The following is a 15,486-nucleotide window of genomic DNA, read 5'->3' as shown; positions in this document are numbered from 1 at the left end:
CGGAAAAATGAAATCACTTTGTCAAAAATCTTTGTAAAACTTCTGCTATAATATAGAACAAGTATTGGAGGGAATAAGATGAGTTTATCTATTCAGCAAGTAACAGGCGGTTACGGCCATGTGCCTGTATTAAAGGATATTAGCTTTGATGTAAATAGTGGAGAGATGGTTGGCTTAATTGGATTAAACGGGGCCGGAAAATCTACTACAATAAAAAATGTAATTGGTTTGCTTACTCCTCAAAAAGGGAAAATTACGATTGACGAGTTAACCTTGTCTCAAGCACCAGAGGAATATCGGAAAAAAATTGGCTTTATTCCAGAAACACCTTCATTATATGAAGAATTAACCTTGCGAGAGCACATTGAAGTGACAGCGATGGCATATGATATTCCCAAAGAGGTAGCGATGGAGCGAGCTGAGCAGCTGTTGAGAACGTTTCGTTTAGAGAATCGTTTAGAATGGTTTCCAGTTAATTTCTCTAAGGGAATGAAACAAAAAGTAATGGTTTTATGCGCATTTTTGATTCAACCCAGTTTGTACATTATTGATGAACCTTTCTTGGGCTTAGACCCATTGGCAATTAATGCCTTGTTGGAATTAATGATGGCAATGAAAAAAGAAGGGGCTGCAATTTTGATGTCCACTCATATTTTAGCAACAGCTGAAAAGTATTGTGATCGTTTTGTTGTTTTACACAACGGGGAAGTGCGAGCACAAGGAACCTTAAGTGAGCTTCAACAAGAATTTCATCTGCCAGGTTCTTCCTTAGATGAAATCTATGTCGCATTGACAAAGGAGTCTGAGGCGAATGTCTGATTTTTTTAGTCAGCGGCTAAGACTGCACCAAAAGAAAATGATGAAGTACATGCGTTACGTTTTAAATGATCATTTCGTCTTAGTTTGTTTGTTTTTAGTAGGTGGTTTGGGGTTTTACTACTCAAATTTGTTAAAAGAGCTGCCGCCAGATTTCATATGGGGGTTACCTATTGTAGGCTTCCTTTGGTTTCTAGTTTTACCAGCAGGAAAGCTGGTCACTTTGATTGAACCAGCCGATACTACCTTTATTCTGCCGAAGGAACGGCAAATGGACGGCTATCTGCAAAAGGGGCTAAGCTATTCGTTGGTCTTCCCATTTGTATTAATTATTCTAATCGTTGGCATCTCAATGCCGTTATATGTTGTCAGTACGGGCGATGGCTTTATTAATATCCTTTGGTTTGTACTGATGCTTTGGCTTTTAAAATACAGCCATTTAACTATTTTGCGCATGGTATGCTATCAAGGAATTGAAGAAAAGGCTCGTCAGTTAAAGCTGCTTTGGTATGTGGCTAGCCTAGCAGTAATTGCTGTTAGTTTATATACGACGCCATTAGCAGGTACGGCAATGGCGATGATAGTGACCTTTTTCTTTTACCAAGCAACCAAGGCTGAAAATCGGTTGCTGGATTGGGAGAAAATGGCTGATTATGAACGCAGTCGCTTATACCGAATTTATCAGTTCATCAATTTGTTCACCGATGTACCGGAAATTGAAGCCAAGGTGAAACGACGCAAATACTTGGATGGTCTGTTAGCAAGAATTACTTTTAAACAATCGAATATTTACCTTTATTTATTTATGCGCCGGGCATTGCGGGGGTCTGAATATAGTGGACTTTATCTTCGTTTAGTGGTAATTGGCGGTATTCTTATTTTTACACTGCAGGATTTTCTTTTTGCCACTGGAGTCGCGGCGTTATTAATCTACTTGATTGGGTTTCAAATGATTCCATTATACGGTCAATTCGATTATATTAGTTTTATCCAATTGTATCCGGTAAGCCAAAAGACGAAACAAGCTTCGCTACAAAAGATGATTGTGAGCTTGCTGGTAATTGCTGCCTTTATTTTTGCAGGTGTTGCTTTAACCCAATTATCTGTCCTAAATAGTCTTTTGATGTTAGCCATTTTAATGGGAGAAATAGCTTTGTTTGTTTGGTTGTATGTACCAGCTCGAATCAAAAAGATGGAGGATTAACCGATGAAAATATTATGGAACGATAAAATTGTTGATGAATCAGAAGTAAGAATTGATACTGAAGATCGCGGGTATCAATTTGGTGATGGAATTTATGAAGTGATTCGTATTTACGATGGACTGTTATATATGGAAGAAGAACATTTGGAGCGGTTTTGGCGCTGTGCAGACAAAATTCGTTTGACCCTGCCTTTCTCAAAGGAAGAATTCAGTCAACGGTTGCATCACTTTGCTGAAGAAGTGGGGATTGAAAACGGACGGCTGTATTTCCAAATAACTCATGGAACAGCTAAGCCTCGCCTGCACGACTTTCCAAATGCTAAAGAGGTTATGCCGGTCTTAACTGCTGACATTCAAACGGCTAATCGTCCTGTCGAAAAACTTGAAAAAGGAATTCGCGGCGGATTTGTCACTGATAAACGTTGGCTGCATTGCGATATTAAATCAATTAGCTTACTAGGCAATATCTTAGCTTTAAATGAAGCAAAAGAGAACGGATATGATGATGCCGTACTGGTTAGAGATGGGATTGTAACTGAAACTTCAGCATCTAATCTTTGGATGGTAAAAGAAGGTATTTTATATACTCATCCGGATGGTGAATTAATTTTACCAGGAATCACTAAAATTAAGGTGCGGGAACTAGCAACGGCACTAGGTATTCAGTTAATTGAAGAACCTTTTACTAAGGAACAATTAATTGAAGCAGATGAGTGTTTCAAAACTAGTTCGGTTGCTGAAGTAATGCCGATTGTTAGTATTGATGGTAAAAATATTGGTAAAGGAACACCTGGTACGGTCACAAAACAACTACAAAAAGCTTATATTGACGCTATAGAGGAATCTGTAAAGAAAATGTAATCCAAAAAGGCTAAAGAAGAACATACATGCGCTTGACGAAGCCACCTTCCCTAGCTAGAATAAGAGGTACTGCGAAAAAAGCATGAGGAGGCCCATGAGATGGATTTTCAGTTAGATAGCGAATGGCGTGTCAGTCCAATCAAGGGCGACACCGGCAAAACCTACATCGGGTATCGCGATGAAGACCGTGTCTTTATAAAACGAAATACCACTCCTATGCTGGCAGCTTTATCTAGAGAAGGAATTGCACCTAAGTTGGTGTGGATTAAACGGACAGGCAATGGTGATACGCTAACTGCGCAGGAGTGGTTGGACGGTCAAGTGCTTAGCCCTGAGGAAATCAAGCAGCGCAACGATGTAATAGATGTTTTGTACCATCTGCATCATTCGGACTCGCTAAAAATGATGTTGAAAAAAGTAGGTGGACGTCAAGTCTCTCCTCAGCAATTGTTGGCAGATTTTGAAGAAAGGTTATCGCCGGCTTTGCAACAGAACAGTTTCATTGAATTAGTCCATAGTTATTTGAAAAAAAATATTCCTTACTATCCGAAAAAAAGCTACACCGTAGTACATGGTGATGTCAATCACCGCAACTGGTTAGTGTGTCGGAATTATCTTTATTTGGTTGATTGGGATTCAGTTATGTTTGCTGATCCGGCTTTAGATATTGGAACAATCTTAGGAAGTTATGTACCGCTTTCTAGTTGGAGCAAATGGTTAGTGAGGTATGGTATAAGACCAACTGATGCGAACATGGAGCGTGTATATTGGTACGCTCTGATGAGTTTGTTATTAGAAATATCCCGGCTGTATCGTCGTCAGGAATTTCGTCATATGAATCAATTAATATTGCAATTAAAACGAATTTTTGCGGGAAGCTGAACGATTTAGGTTCAGCTTTTTTTAAGGAGGAAATAAATCATGCGTGTAAGAAAAAGGTCGGGAGCAGAGGAACTGCTGGCTGCTCACCCGCAACTTGTTGTAGAAGACCCTCAAGCCTGGAAAGGTCGTTGGCACGAGCGTTTTGGCAACGATCAGCCAATTCATATCGAGATTGGTATGGGAAAGGGCCAGTTCATTAATCAAATGGCACAGGCTCACCCCGGAATTAATTACATTGGGATTGATATGCAAATAAGTGTAGTATCCTTTGCTTTAGATAAATTAATTGAAGAGCCGGTGTCAAACCTGCAATTGCTGCATGTTGATGGGTCAGAGCTAACCAACTATTTTGCGGAAAGTGAAGTAGATCAGATTTACTTGAATTTTTCAGATCCGTGGCCTAAGAAAAGACATGAAAAACGTCGTCTAACCTATCGAAGTTTTTTAGCGGTAGATGAAACCATTCTACGACCCAATGGAGCGATTCATTTCAAAACAGACAATCAAGGATTATTCGAATATTCTTTAAGCAGCTTTTCAAAGTATGGCATGATTTTGGAGCAGGTTTGGCTTGATCTACATCATAGCAGTTATGAAGGAAACATCATGACCGAATATGAAGAAAAATTCTCTAAAAAGGGACAGCCGATCTATCGGGTAGAGGCTCGTTTTCCAGATAAAACAAAAAAATAAAACTTTTTTAGCGAGTCGAGATCAGACTCGCTTTTTTTGCGTACTTTATCAATGAGGTGAAGGAGATGACGATTGAAGAACTTTCAACAGGCTTAGTAGAGTATGGTGCCAAAAAGCAGATGCAGGATTTCTATTTGATGCCTAAAGATGAGCATTATGAATATTATTTTCGCCAGGGACCTTATTATCATGGGCAGGGGTGTGTCTCAGGTGAGATTGGAAGGCAGTTAATTAGCCGCTTTAAGTATTTGGGACAAATGGACGTTAGCGAAAGGCGTAAAGCACAATTAGGTGCAATTACTTATTCCTTACACCAACAGGAGCAGCGGTTACGTTTGTCTACTGTAGGCAATTATCTGCAACGAGAGAGTCTAGTTATTCGTTTTTTGCATTCTTTTGGACACAGTCGTGAAAAATACTTATTACCAGAACAGTTACCAACAATCCTTCAGGCTTGTCGCTCAAAAGGGTTGTATCTATTTTGTGGTCCAGTCGGTTCTGGGAAAACAACCTTAATGTACAAACTGGCTAAGGAAAGTCATGGGCAAGTATTAACTATCGAAGATCCCGTTGAGATTGAAGAACCAGACTTTTTGCAGCTGCAGGTCAATGAGAAGATTGATCAAACCTATGAGGAGCTGATCAAATTATCATTACGCCATCACCCAGATGTGTTAATAATTGGTGAAATCCGCGATCAAAAGACGATTCAAGGAGCAATTCGAGCAGCCTTAACAGGTCATTGCGTATTTGCGACGCTGCATGCTTCAAGCTTAGAAGCAGCGGAGAATCGGGCAATTGAGTTGGGAGGGGATCAACATTTGTTACAAGATTGCTTACGCGGAATTATTTACCAAGAATTGCTTCCCTGCCAAGAAAATGAAGTGGGGTTATTAATGAGCTACACCTTTTATGATGATCCCCCGCAGCTTTTTACTTGGCAGGAAGGCTTAAGACAGATTGGGGAAGATATGCAATGAAGAAAAGACTAACTCCACAACAAAAAATTAGCTTCTGCCAATTACTAGGTGATTTGTTAATTAATGGATTTAGCCTGCAGCAAGCCTTACATTTTTTGCGAACCGCTGATATTTTTTCAGCAGAACTAGTGGAAATAGTTCAAAAAAATCTGCACAGTGGTCAACCTTTATCAAAAAGCTTTTCTCAATTGAATTTTTCCGCTGATCAAGTACTGCAAGTTGCTTTGGGAGAGATGCATGGAGGGATTGCTCTTACGCTAAAAGGAATAGCCAATCAAATGTTGCTGATTCAAAAGCATCGTCAAAATTTCATTAAAGCTGTTTCTTATCCAGCCATGCTTCTACTTTTTTTACTGTTGATTCTGTTGGGAATGCGAACCCTTCTTTTACCTCAATTATTAGACAGTGGAATGATTGCTGCTGATAATCCTTCGATTCTCTTTATTCAAGCAGCTCCTTGGTTCGTTGTAGCAGCTTTGTCCGCTGGGCTATTCGTACTAAGTTTATGGAACTACTGGGGAAAGAAACAAAGCTATCTTATTAAGTACAGCTTCTTAGCTAAACTCCCCTTTATTGGCCGGCTGCACCGCGATTATTATTCAGCCTATTTTGCATTAGAATGGGGAAAATTATTTGATCAGGGTCTCGAGCTTCAACAGATTATTGCCTGTTTACTAGCAACAGAAAAAAAGTCGCTTATGAAAGAATTAGCTGCTTCACTTCAAGAGAAGCTCGTTCAAGGTCAATCTTTAGCACATCAATTAAGAGACTACCCTTTTTTAACCAAGGAATTTAGTCAAATTGTTCAGCAGGGGGAAGTTCGTGGGAATTTAGGAAAGGAACTGCTCACGTATAGTCAGCTTGTTTGGCAGCGTTTTTTTGCCCGTTTAGAGTTTTTGTGTTCTTGGTTGCAGCCGGTAGTATTTTTGTTCGTTGCTTTATTGATTGTTAGTATTTATGTCGCTATGCTTTTGCCGCTATCCAGCGGTTTGGAGGGAATATGGTGAAAAAGAAAAAACTTGAAGGTTTTACTCTATTAGAAATGATGGTCGTACTTTTTGTGATCAGTATCCTATTACTATTGTTTGTACCAAATATTATGAAGCAGAAAGACTCTGCCCAGGGGAAGAATGATGAATCAATTGCGAAGGTTGTAGAGACGCAGATGGAAGTTTATGAACTAGATACAGGCATTCGTCCAACATTAGAAGTATTAGTAGACGAGGGGTATATTACAGACAAACAAAAAAAAGTCTATGAAAAAGTTAATCCTTAGATGAGGTGTAAATCGGGATATACGCTGTTCGAGACCTTAATTGTTCTAATGATAGTTTGCAGTTTTGTTTTACTGCCAACGTTGATGTTCTCCAACTGGCAGCGAAAACTGGAGGAACGATCTTTTTATTATCAGCTGGAAAAGTCGATATTACATCTTCAGCAGTTGGCGATCTGTGATCAAAAAAATGCTCGGTTTGACTTGCACCCAGATAAACAGCTGATTACTTTTACGGCCGTCGATGAGGAGCTACCCTGGAAAAATTTGGAAGTGCCAAAGTACGTTGTTTTGCATAGCGGATATTCCATCATGTTTAAAAGCAGTACCGGAAATGTTTCTACGAATCAGCCAGAGACTGGTATTCCTAAAATTAGATTCACTGACAGGTCTGGAGAAGTTATTTATCAATTTCAATTAGGAAGTGGTCGTTTTGAAAAAAAGTAGAGGGTACATTTTGTTAGAAAGTCTAGTAAGTCTGTCTCTGCTATTTGGGATGACCTATGGATACTTGTCGATTACTATTCATCTACAAAAACAAACACTGCAACAGTTGGAAAAGATTGAAGAATATCGCAATCGATATATTGAGCTTCGTCATAAACGACTTTATCCCTAAAAAAACTAGAGGAGGAAGATAGTGGGAGAAAAAGAGCGCTGGCGAATTAAGGGATTTACTCTTTTGGAATGCTTAGTGGCATTGCTGGTATTAAGTGGAAGTCTTCTTTTGCTAGATGGTTTGATTAAGCACATGGCCAAGATGGAGCAGCAGCTAACAGCCTATCATAGCCGTGAATGGGAAGTAGGCTTGCTGCAATTAGAAAATGAACTTGCAGGATTTGATTATAGTAACACTGAAGCCCATCGAATTGTGCTGAAGGATAAAGAAGGAAGCACACTCAAAATAGAAAGAGCCAATTCAACAGTAAGAAAAAACTATAAAAATGGGCATCAACCGTTGTTTACTCAGGTATATGCTTTCAGCTGTCAGGAAGTAGATCACACTGTAGAATTTGATGTTACTTTCAACGACGGCACAAAGAAGAAAGGAACTTGGGTGATTGAATAAACGCGGTGGAATTCTAATTTCTGTCTTACTGTTTATTTTTCTTTTCAGCTTTTTAGTTTTACAACTGCTGTTTACCTATCGTCAAACAGCAGATTTCTCAAAACGGACCATTCAGCTGTATCAAGCAAAAATTGCCAAGGAAGAATTTTTAATCGTATACCAACCATTGAAAGAAGAGCAAGGAACTTGGCTTTTTGACCAGGGGGACCTGTCCTACGAAAAAAAGAAAGATACAGTAAAAATTTGTGTAACTATTCAGGGGAAAATGTATACTTTTTCTGAGAAAATAGCTAAGGAAACCAGCCAGTCTGCGGGTAATTCCACCAATAAAAAAGAAACAACTGAAGGACACTTGAGAAATCCGTGAAATTTGTGAAAGTGTTAGTAAAGCGCTCGTCTCTTTACTAACACTTTTTGTTCTGTAATCGATACAGACTAACACACATGTTTGTGAAAAAGTTTTACAGGTAGTTTTCTTCCAAAAACACTAAAAATCCGCAATTTTAAAAAGAAAGCGATTGATTATTTTTAAATTGTCCGCTAAAATAGAACAGGTATCATAGGTGTTATACTAGGAGGTATAAGATGAATCCAGAAAAAATTGAAACAGCTTTTTCTTTGATGAATCAAGCAGTGGAATTATTGCAGCAAAAACTAGAAACTTCCTTTTTTGACGCCTATATCGAAAATGCGGAGAATTTAGTGGATGGTGCAAAAGTACGTGTGGTTGACCAAACACCTGATCAGCAAACCGTCAGCCAAGTAGAAAAACTCTACCAAGATATTTTAGAACTGAACTTGAAAAAAGAAGAATGGCGTAAAGTCACTCAGCTGCTATTACTGAAAGGCTCTAAACAAGAAACATTACAGCCTAATCATCAGTTAACACCAGACAGCTTGGGTTTTTTGTTTGTCTTTTTGATTGAGCAGTTAACAGCAGATAAGCAAGCACCTATTCGTGTATTGGATATTGCAGTTGGTATGGGGAATTTACTTCTAACAACCATTTCTAATTTACAATTAGCAGGTTATAAAGTTGAGGCGGCTGGTATAGATATCGATGATACCTTATTAGCAATCGCTGCTTCAGACAGTGCTTTAATGGAAGAAGAAGTTCAATTGTTCCATCAGGACAGCCTGCAGGATTTATTAGTAGATCCAGTAGATTTCACCATTGGGGATTTGCCTATCGGTTACTATCCCAATGATGAAAAGGCGCGCCAGTTTATCACTAGTTCGGAAAAGGAGCACAGCTATGCACATCATTTATTGATGGAGCAAGCGATGGCTTACGTAAAGACAAGCGGTTTTGGATTATTCCTGCTGCCAAGTAATTTTCTGGAAGCTGAACAAGGCCCGCTATTGCAAAAATGGTTGGGTGCAGAAGTCTTCCTGCAAGGAATTATTCAATTGCCAGACGAATTGTTCAAATCCGAACATTCTCGCAAGAGTATATTAATTCTGCAAAAAGCTGGTGGAGATGCTCAGCAGGCTGAAAAAGTGCTGCTGGTTAAATTACCTACCCTTAAGGATCCAAGTAAGGTAACAGAGTTTTTCAAAAAATTCGAGGGCTGGAAGTCTTCTAATTTATAAGCTAAAACAAAAGGAGAGTAAAAATGTCAAAAACAATTGCAATTAATGCTGGTAGCTCAAGTCTAAAATGGCAGTTATACCAAATGCCTGATGAAACCGTCGTAGCTAAAGGAATTGTAGAAAGAATTGGAATTAAAGATTCAATTTTTACGATTAAATATGGTGATGGAGAAAAATTTGAAAAAGTATTAGACATTAAGGATCATGAAGTAGCTGTTCAAATGCTTTTAGACCAATTGATCGACCTAAAAATTATTTCATCCTTTGATGAGCTTACAGGTGTAGGACACCGTGTTGTAGCCGGCGGCGAATACTTCAAAGATTCAACGATTATCACTGATGATGTGTTGGAAAAAATTGAAGAGTTAAGTGAATTCGCTCCATTGCACAATCCAGCTAACGCTATGGGAATTAAGGCATTCCGCCGTATCTTGCCTAACGTGTTAAGCGTGGCTGTTTTTGATACATCTTTCCATGCAACTATGCCGAAAGTGAACTATCTTTACAGCATTCCTAAAGAATACTATGAAAAACATGGGGCTCGTAAATATGGCTTCCATGGAACCAGCCATCGTTATGTGTCTGAACGTGCTGCTGAGTTATTAGCTAAACCGATCGAAGAAACAAAGATTATTACTGCCCATATTGGTAACGGCGGATCTGTTACAGCAGTTGAAGGTGGAAAATCAGTTGATACTTCGATGGGCTTCACGCCTTTAGCAGGTGTCACTATGGGAACTCGCTCTGGAGATATTGATCCATCATTATTGCCATATTTGATGGAAAAAGAAGGGATTTCTTCTATTAATGAAATGATTGATATTTTAAATCAAAAATCTGGTGTTTTAGGATTGACTGGTCTTTCAAGTGATATGCGTGATATTGAAAATGGCGCAGCTGGCGGTAATGAAGACGCAATTCTAGCTTTAGAAATCTATGCTGACCGCATCCGTAAATACATTGCTCAATATATTGCAGTTATGAACGGTGTTGATGCGATTGTCTTCACTGCTGGTGTGGGTGAAAATGGCGATATCGTTAGAAAAATGGTCTTGGAGCAAATGACTTGGTTCGGAATTGACTTGGATGCAGCTGTAAACCAAAAAATTCACGGCAAAGAGGCTGAAATTTCAACACCTGATTCAAAAGTAAAAGTCTATGTTATCCCAACAGACGAAGAATTAATGATTGCTCGAGATGTTGAGCGTTTAAGTAAATAAAAACAATGAAGAAGGTGACCTGGAAATGCCGATTAGCATTTCCAGGTCACCTTCTTTTTTAAGCATTAATATAATTCTCGCAAAGCATCAGCTACAGAAAAGTGATACTGAATATCGGTATCGATGTGCATAGTTTGAATCATTTCTTTTACCCCTGATTGCATTGAGCTAAAGTAAAGTTCCTGACCGACTTCTTTACGTTGAGCATAACAATCTGAAAGCACAGTTAATGCAGTTGTATCAATACTTGAAACGCCCCGCATTGATAGAATGATTCCCTCTTTATCCTTTAAATCATCCAGAGCCTTTTTCAGTTTTGCTGAAGACATAAAAAATAACGGACCGCTAAGATACACAACCACCCAGTCTTTCGTATGCTCAACAGGAACCATCGCCATACGCTCCCAATCAATTTCTTCTACGCTAATAGAGATTTGCGCCGATTTCGCCAAAAAGATTAAGCAGCTTGCTGCTACTCCTAAAATGATGGCTAAGCTTAAATCAAAGACAACAGTGGCAATCATAGTAACAAAAAATTTTACTAAAGCAGGATAAAACCTTTTTTGGCAAAATTCCTGTATGATTGTCCATTCATTCATTCGCCAAGCAGTTACAATCAGGACACCTGCTAATGCAGACATAGGAATGCTTGACATTACAGGAGCAAAAACCATCATAGATAATAGTAAAAATAGTGCGTGGAAAATACCGGTTAAACGTGTCTGTGCGCCTGATTTAATGGCTACACTTGTTCGTGCAATTGCCGCAGTAGCAGGAACGCCACCAAAGAAAGGTAGAATCATGTTCCCGATCCCCTGTGCCACCAATTCTTGATTACTATCAAGCTCTTTTCCAGTCATACGTCCGGCGGAAGCTCCGCAAAGCAGGCTTTCAATCATCCCTAACATAGCAATACTGATTGCTGGAACGAATACATCCTTCAGACCACTAAGGTGAAGATCGGAAAAGAACAGACGATGGTCACTAACAATTGTAGTGGGGATTTTTCCTACCGTAGCCACAGGAAGCTTGAATAATACAGTAAGAACAGTTGCTACTATAATCATTACTAAGGACGCAGGAATTTTTTGATTCCATTTTTTGGGAAAATAAATCATACCAATAATGACAGAAAGTCCTAAGAGAGTAGTAATTATATTGGGCGAGAATCCAAACTGTTGATAGCTTTGCAGCTTTTCAATTAAATTATGGCCTTCAGAATGTACGCCAAAGAAATTATCTAGCTGCCCTAGGGCTATGATAATAGCAATGCCTGAAGTAAAGCCTGTTATGACAGGTGCTGGAATGAGGGAAGTAATACTGCCAATTTTCAAAATGCCGGCAAACAACAAGAAAATACCTGCTAAGAAGGTAGCAAGCAGAACTCCTTCAAGGCCTTTAGTTGCCACAATGGACATAAGAATTGCCCCCATTGCGCCAGTCGGACCAGAAATTTGATAGAAACTACCTGACAAACTACCGATTACACCACCAGCAATAATTGCAGTAATCATTCCCGCAGCAGCATCTGAACCATTGGAAACACCGAAGGCAAGAGCCAACGGTAAAGCCACGGCAGCGACGGTTATTCCAGCCAGCAAATCCATTTTCAGCGTTCGCAGAGTATACCCTTTAAACTCGGCCCTAATCATTTTTAAGTAATTCAATCTAACCTAACAACTCCATTCTTAAAGTCAACAAATAGATAATACCACAAGAATTAAGCCAAAAACTTCAGCAATTGAATTAAAAACGTTTTCTTAGGTGAGAGAGGAAAAAACTGCTCACGGTAGACAAGGACACCTGTGAGCAGTTTTAAGATTAATTATTCGGCAGGTTTCAAAGCTGTTGCAAAATCAATTTGATTAATTTTACGATTTAAAAAGGCTTGTACTAGTAGCATGCAACCAAATAATATAAAGCTAGCCAGCATTAGGCTTTTGCTTGATAGTTGAGGTAGGTATTGCTGATTTTCAGTTGAGACCATTGATACATACGCTTGGAGAAACAGCCACCCCAAAGGCAAACTGAACACCCAGCCAATACTTGTTAATAAAGTTGTTTCCAATAAGGAGAGACGCAATACCTCTGACTTAGTAAAGCCCAATACTTTCAACGTAGCGAATTCAATAAAACGTTCAGAAAAAATCAGCAAATGGCAATTCATCATAATGGTAATTCCTAATGCTAAGGCTGCTAAGATTAATAAAGAAATAATGAAACGAATGCCTTCGATTAACTGAAGAGAGTCGGTATATTGCTGTTTTTTAGAAACAGAGTTGGAGAAAAGGGCAGACTCTTTTATTTGATCTTGCTTTTCTAGTAAAAGAGATTGCGGTAAAAAGGATTGATCCAGACCTTCCCATACCTTTTGTGAAAAAAACAATCCTTGAGGAGCTGAGAGGTAGGCTAAATCTTTTACCTGAAGCGGAATAATTGTTTGGCCAATCCTCACATAGATGGAATCATTTTTTTTGATTTGATAGTTGTTTGCTAGAGCAGAAGAAAGAATTACTTCGTTGTCCTTTAAATTTTGCAGGGAAAGTGTTTCTGAATGAGTGCTCAAATTCAGAAAATTTCCAGGTGAAGCAATGGTAGCAGTAATAAGCTGCTCTTCTGAACCATTTAATAAAGTAACTGTTTGTTGTTCCAACCATTGACCTTCATGTGAGAACAGCTTTTCAACTTCGTCTTGTTGTTTTTCAGCTAAGGGCTGTATGAAGCTAGCCTTTTCATTGTAATGATAGGTTTCATAAAAAACTTGATGCAAGGAGTGATCAATTGAATCATTAATTCCAAAGGCTGCTATTAGTAATATCATACAGCCCATCGCTCCAAAAATACCAAGGATACCTCGGCGTAAATTTCTCTGAATATCACGCAGCGTCCATTGCAGAGAAAAGGGGAGGTACTTCCAAATAAATGAATGCTCTAACCAGACTCGACGAAAACGCTCGTTTGTCTGCTTTTGCAAAATGACTGCAGGCAGTTTATTCATAATTGGCGCCACGGGAATTAGAGTGGCGAGGACACTGCACAAGGTAACAAGGGCAACTACCCAGTAACCTAGTGAGCTGGTACTATTTTCCCAGGCAGGTACAGAGAATTGATTACCGATTACCGATAATAAAATAGGTGATAGAACTCTTGGGCCCAATAAACAACCAATGAACGAACCGGCAAAGGATATTAGTAAGCCAAATAAAGAGTAATGAAACAATAAAGACCGTTTGCTTAGCCCTTGAGCGAGCAGACTACCGATTTGTAATTGCTGCTGCTTAACAAAACGCCTCATGGTGGCTTCCATTGTAATTAAGGTAAGAATTAAGAATAATCCAGAGAACAAAATTGCCAATCGTTTAATTTGCTCCGATCGATCAGTGAACACACCAATACCTGAACTATCCTTTTGCGAGGTCAGCTGTTGAAAATCAGAACCCCAAATAGAAGACAACTGTTTTTCTAACCACGCTTGATTCGTTTGATTTTTCGTGTCCAGCAGTAACTGCTGGCTTGAATAAATTCCCAATTGGGCAAAGGTCTCTTCCGATACATATGCATAGCCGACTTCTTTATGATTTGGCAAAGGTTGATCGGCACTTTCGGTAAAGTAGATAAATTCCGGCTGTCGGATGGTTCCACGGATTTTACAAATTGTTTGATTGATCGTGATCTCATCATTTAATTGATACTTATTTTCTCGGAAAAAATCTTGGTCCAACCAAATCCCCGGCTGCTGTTGCAGACTGGCACCTTGGATTACTTGAGGCTGACTAATTTTTGATTGATCAAAAGAAAGTAAAGTTAATGAAAGGTCATTGTTTTCAAATTGACCCACATGACGAAAAGACATCTCCTCTACAGAAGGTAAAGAGGCAGTTTCCTTTTCCTTCTTCTCGTCCAGTCGTCGGGTTGTTAATAAATAGTCGGCTAACTGACTGTCTGCTATAAATTTTTTACCAGTTTGCTCCATTTGCTGACTAAGATTATAAATACCGGTAAAAACAAACAGACAAATAAAGCTCATTAAAAAAACGGCGAAGAAACCTAAACCATTTTGACGAAAATCACGAATTGTTTTGCGGATTAACATTACCAGCTCACCTCATCAATCTTCAATGGATGAAGCTGTCGATCATTTTTAAGGATTGCGCCGTCTTTTAGGTGAATAACCCGATCTGCGATTTGGGCAATAGCTGCATTGTGAGTAACTACAATAATAGTATGTCCATGCACTTCCGACATTTCTTTTAACAGGTATAACACTTGCTGTCCAGTAGTACTATCTAATGCTCCAGTGGGTTCATCACATAAAATCAATTGAGGATTTTTACAGACAGCACGAGCAATAGAGACACGTTGCTGTTCACCACCAGAAAGTTCTTGCGGAAAATTGTTAAGTCGATGGGACATTTGAACCCTTGTTAAGATCTCTGTAGCTTCGAACGGCTCTTTCGCAATTCGTTGAGCAATGGCTACATTTTCTAAAGCAGTTAAGGTTGGAATCAAATTATAAAATTGAAAAATAAAGCCGATACTGTGACGACGGTAATTAGTTAGTTCTCGATCCTTGAAGGAGTGGATGGTATTCTGATTTACAATCAGTTCACCACTTGTTGCTTTGTCCATTCCCCCTAAAAGATTAAGCAAAGTTGTCTTCCCAGAACCACTGGGGCCTAAAATTACAGTAAATTCTCCTTTTTCGATAGCAAAGGTTACATTTTTCAATGCCGGAATTTCAGTGGTTGCTGTTAAATAATTTTTCTGCAGGTTTGTTGCTTGAATATAAGTCATGATCTTCTCCTTTTTTGAACACTATGTTGATTTATTATGTGCTTTAGTTTAGGATGAAATCATTCAAGTAACAATAAACAACGAGCGGCGGAGTGTTCAAA

At 39.0% G+C, this 15,486-nt stretch carries 17 protein-coding genes; 14 read left to right on the top strand and 3 right to left on the bottom strand.

Features of this window, described 5'->3' with window-relative positions:
* Window positions 1-78 precede the first annotated feature (78 nt).
* From IGI49_RS08110 to IGI49_RS08045, 14 genes are all read left to right on the top strand, one after another.
* Window positions 79-819 carry an ABC transporter ATP-binding protein gene (locus IGI49_RS08110; protein ID WP_429964094.1) on the top strand — a complete coding sequence of 247 codons (741 nt, stop codon included), beginning with the start codon at window positions 79-81 and terminating at the stop codon, window positions 817-819.
* Window positions 812-2,020: an ABC transporter permease gene (locus IGI49_RS08105; RefSeq protein ID WP_429964093.1), complete on the top strand. Its 1,209-nt coding sequence runs from the start codon at window positions 812-814 to the stop codon at window positions 2,018-2,020. The genes IGI49_RS08110 and IGI49_RS08105 overlap by 8 nt, the downstream gene beginning before the upstream one ends.
* 3 nt (window positions 2,021-2,023) lie before the next feature.
* Window positions 2,024-2,881 carry a D-amino-acid transaminase gene (gene dat, locus IGI49_RS08100; protein ID WP_429964092.1) on the top strand — a complete coding sequence of 286 codons (858 nt, stop codon included), beginning with the start codon at window positions 2,024-2,026 and terminating at the stop codon, window positions 2,879-2,881.
* 99 nt (window positions 2,882-2,980) lie between these two features.
* Window positions 2,981-3,763 (top strand): phosphotransferase family protein, encoded by a 783-nt coding sequence (locus tag IGI49_RS08095; protein WP_207701155.1) that lies wholly within the window; start codon window positions 2,981-2,983, stop codon window positions 3,761-3,763.
* Window positions 3,764-3,802: 39 nt separating this feature from the next.
* Window positions 3,803-4,456, top strand: coding sequence for a tRNA (guanosine(46)-N7)-methyltransferase TrmB (gene trmB / locus IGI49_RS08090; RefSeq protein ID WP_207701156.1), 654 nt, complete (start codon window positions 3,803-3,805; stop codon window positions 4,454-4,456).
* Between the two features lie 65 nt (window positions 4,457-4,521).
* Window positions 4,522-5,436: a competence type IV pilus ATPase ComGA gene (comGA, locus tag IGI49_RS08085; RefSeq protein ID WP_207701157.1), complete on the top strand. Its 915-nt coding sequence runs from the start codon at window positions 4,522-4,524 to the stop codon at window positions 5,434-5,436.
* The gene (comGB, locus tag IGI49_RS08080) at window positions 5,433-6,443 is read left to right on the top strand and encodes a competence type IV pilus assembly protein ComGB (protein ID WP_429964091.1); all 1,011 of its coding nucleotides are present in this window, start codon (window positions 5,433-5,435) and stop codon (window positions 6,441-6,443) included. The genes comGA and comGB overlap by 4 nt, the downstream gene beginning before the upstream one ends.
* A complete protein-coding gene (gene comGC / locus IGI49_RS08075; protein ID WP_429964090.1) occupies window positions 6,437-6,712 on the top strand; it encodes a competence type IV pilus major pilin ComGC in 276 nt (91 codons plus the stop codon). The genes comGB and comGC overlap by 7 nt, the downstream gene beginning before the upstream one ends.
* Window positions 6,713-7,156: a competence type IV pilus minor pilin ComGD gene (gene comGD / locus IGI49_RS08070; protein ID WP_429964089.1), complete on the top strand. Its 444-nt coding sequence runs from the start codon at window positions 6,713-6,715 to the stop codon at window positions 7,154-7,156.
* Complete coding sequence (locus tag IGI49_RS08065) at window positions 7,143-7,328, top strand: hypothetical protein (protein ID WP_429964088.1); 186 nt, start codon at window positions 7,143-7,145, stop codon at window positions 7,326-7,328. The genes comGD and IGI49_RS08065 overlap by 14 nt, the downstream gene beginning before the upstream one ends.
* A 21-nt stretch (window positions 7,329-7,349) precedes the next feature.
* Complete coding sequence (gene comGF, locus IGI49_RS08060; RefSeq protein ID WP_429964087.1) at window positions 7,350-7,778, top strand: competence type IV pilus minor pilin ComGF; 429 nt, start codon at window positions 7,350-7,352, stop codon at window positions 7,776-7,778.
* Window positions 7,771-8,145, top strand: coding sequence for a competence type IV pilus minor pilin ComGG (comGG, locus tag IGI49_RS08055; RefSeq protein WP_429964086.1), 375 nt, complete (start codon window positions 7,771-7,773; stop codon window positions 8,143-8,145). The genes comGF and comGG overlap by 8 nt, the downstream gene beginning before the upstream one ends.
* Window positions 8,146-8,363: 218 nt before the next feature.
* Entirely contained in the window at window positions 8,364-9,371 is a 1,008-nt protein-coding gene (locus IGI49_RS08050) for a class I SAM-dependent methyltransferase (protein WP_429964085.1), read from the top strand.
* A 23-nt stretch (window positions 9,372-9,394) separates the two neighbouring features.
* The gene (locus tag IGI49_RS08045; RefSeq protein WP_429964084.1) at window positions 9,395-10,591 is read left to right on the top strand and encodes an acetate/propionate family kinase; all 1,197 of its coding nucleotides are present in this window, start codon (window positions 9,395-9,397) and stop codon (window positions 10,589-10,591) included.
* A 65-nt stretch (window positions 10,592-10,656) separates the two neighbouring features.
* Here IGI49_RS08045 and IGI49_RS08040 read toward each other — a convergent pair whose 3' ends face one another.
* From IGI49_RS08040 to IGI49_RS08030, 3 genes are all read right to left on the bottom strand, one after another.
* A complete protein-coding gene (locus tag IGI49_RS08040; RefSeq protein ID WP_429964986.1) occupies window positions 10,657-12,243 on the bottom strand; it encodes a SulP family inorganic anion transporter in 1,587 nt (528 codons plus the stop codon).
* Between the two features lie 173 nt (window positions 12,244-12,416).
* On the bottom strand, window positions 12,417-14,684 hold the full coding sequence (locus tag IGI49_RS08035; protein ID WP_429964083.1) for an FtsX-like permease family protein: 2,268 nt from the start codon (window positions 14,682-14,684) through the stop codon (window positions 12,417-12,419).
* Window positions 14,684-15,385, bottom strand: a complete 702-nt coding sequence (locus IGI49_RS08030; protein WP_429964082.1) for an ABC transporter ATP-binding protein — start codon at window positions 15,383-15,385, stop codon at window positions 14,684-14,686. Before IGI49_RS08030 ends, IGI49_RS08035 begins: the two co-directional genes overlap by 1 nt.
* Window positions 15,386-15,486 lie beyond the last annotated feature (101 nt).

Origin of the sequence: Enterococcus sp. AZ071 (assembly GCF_050499065.1) — a bacterium.
Lineage (GTDB): Bacteria > Bacillota > Bacilli > Lactobacillales > Enterococcaceae > Enterococcus_A > Enterococcus_A ferrettii.
The sequence above is the reverse complement of the archived record's forward strand: the minus strand, read 5'-3'. Positions and strand labels throughout refer to the sequence as shown.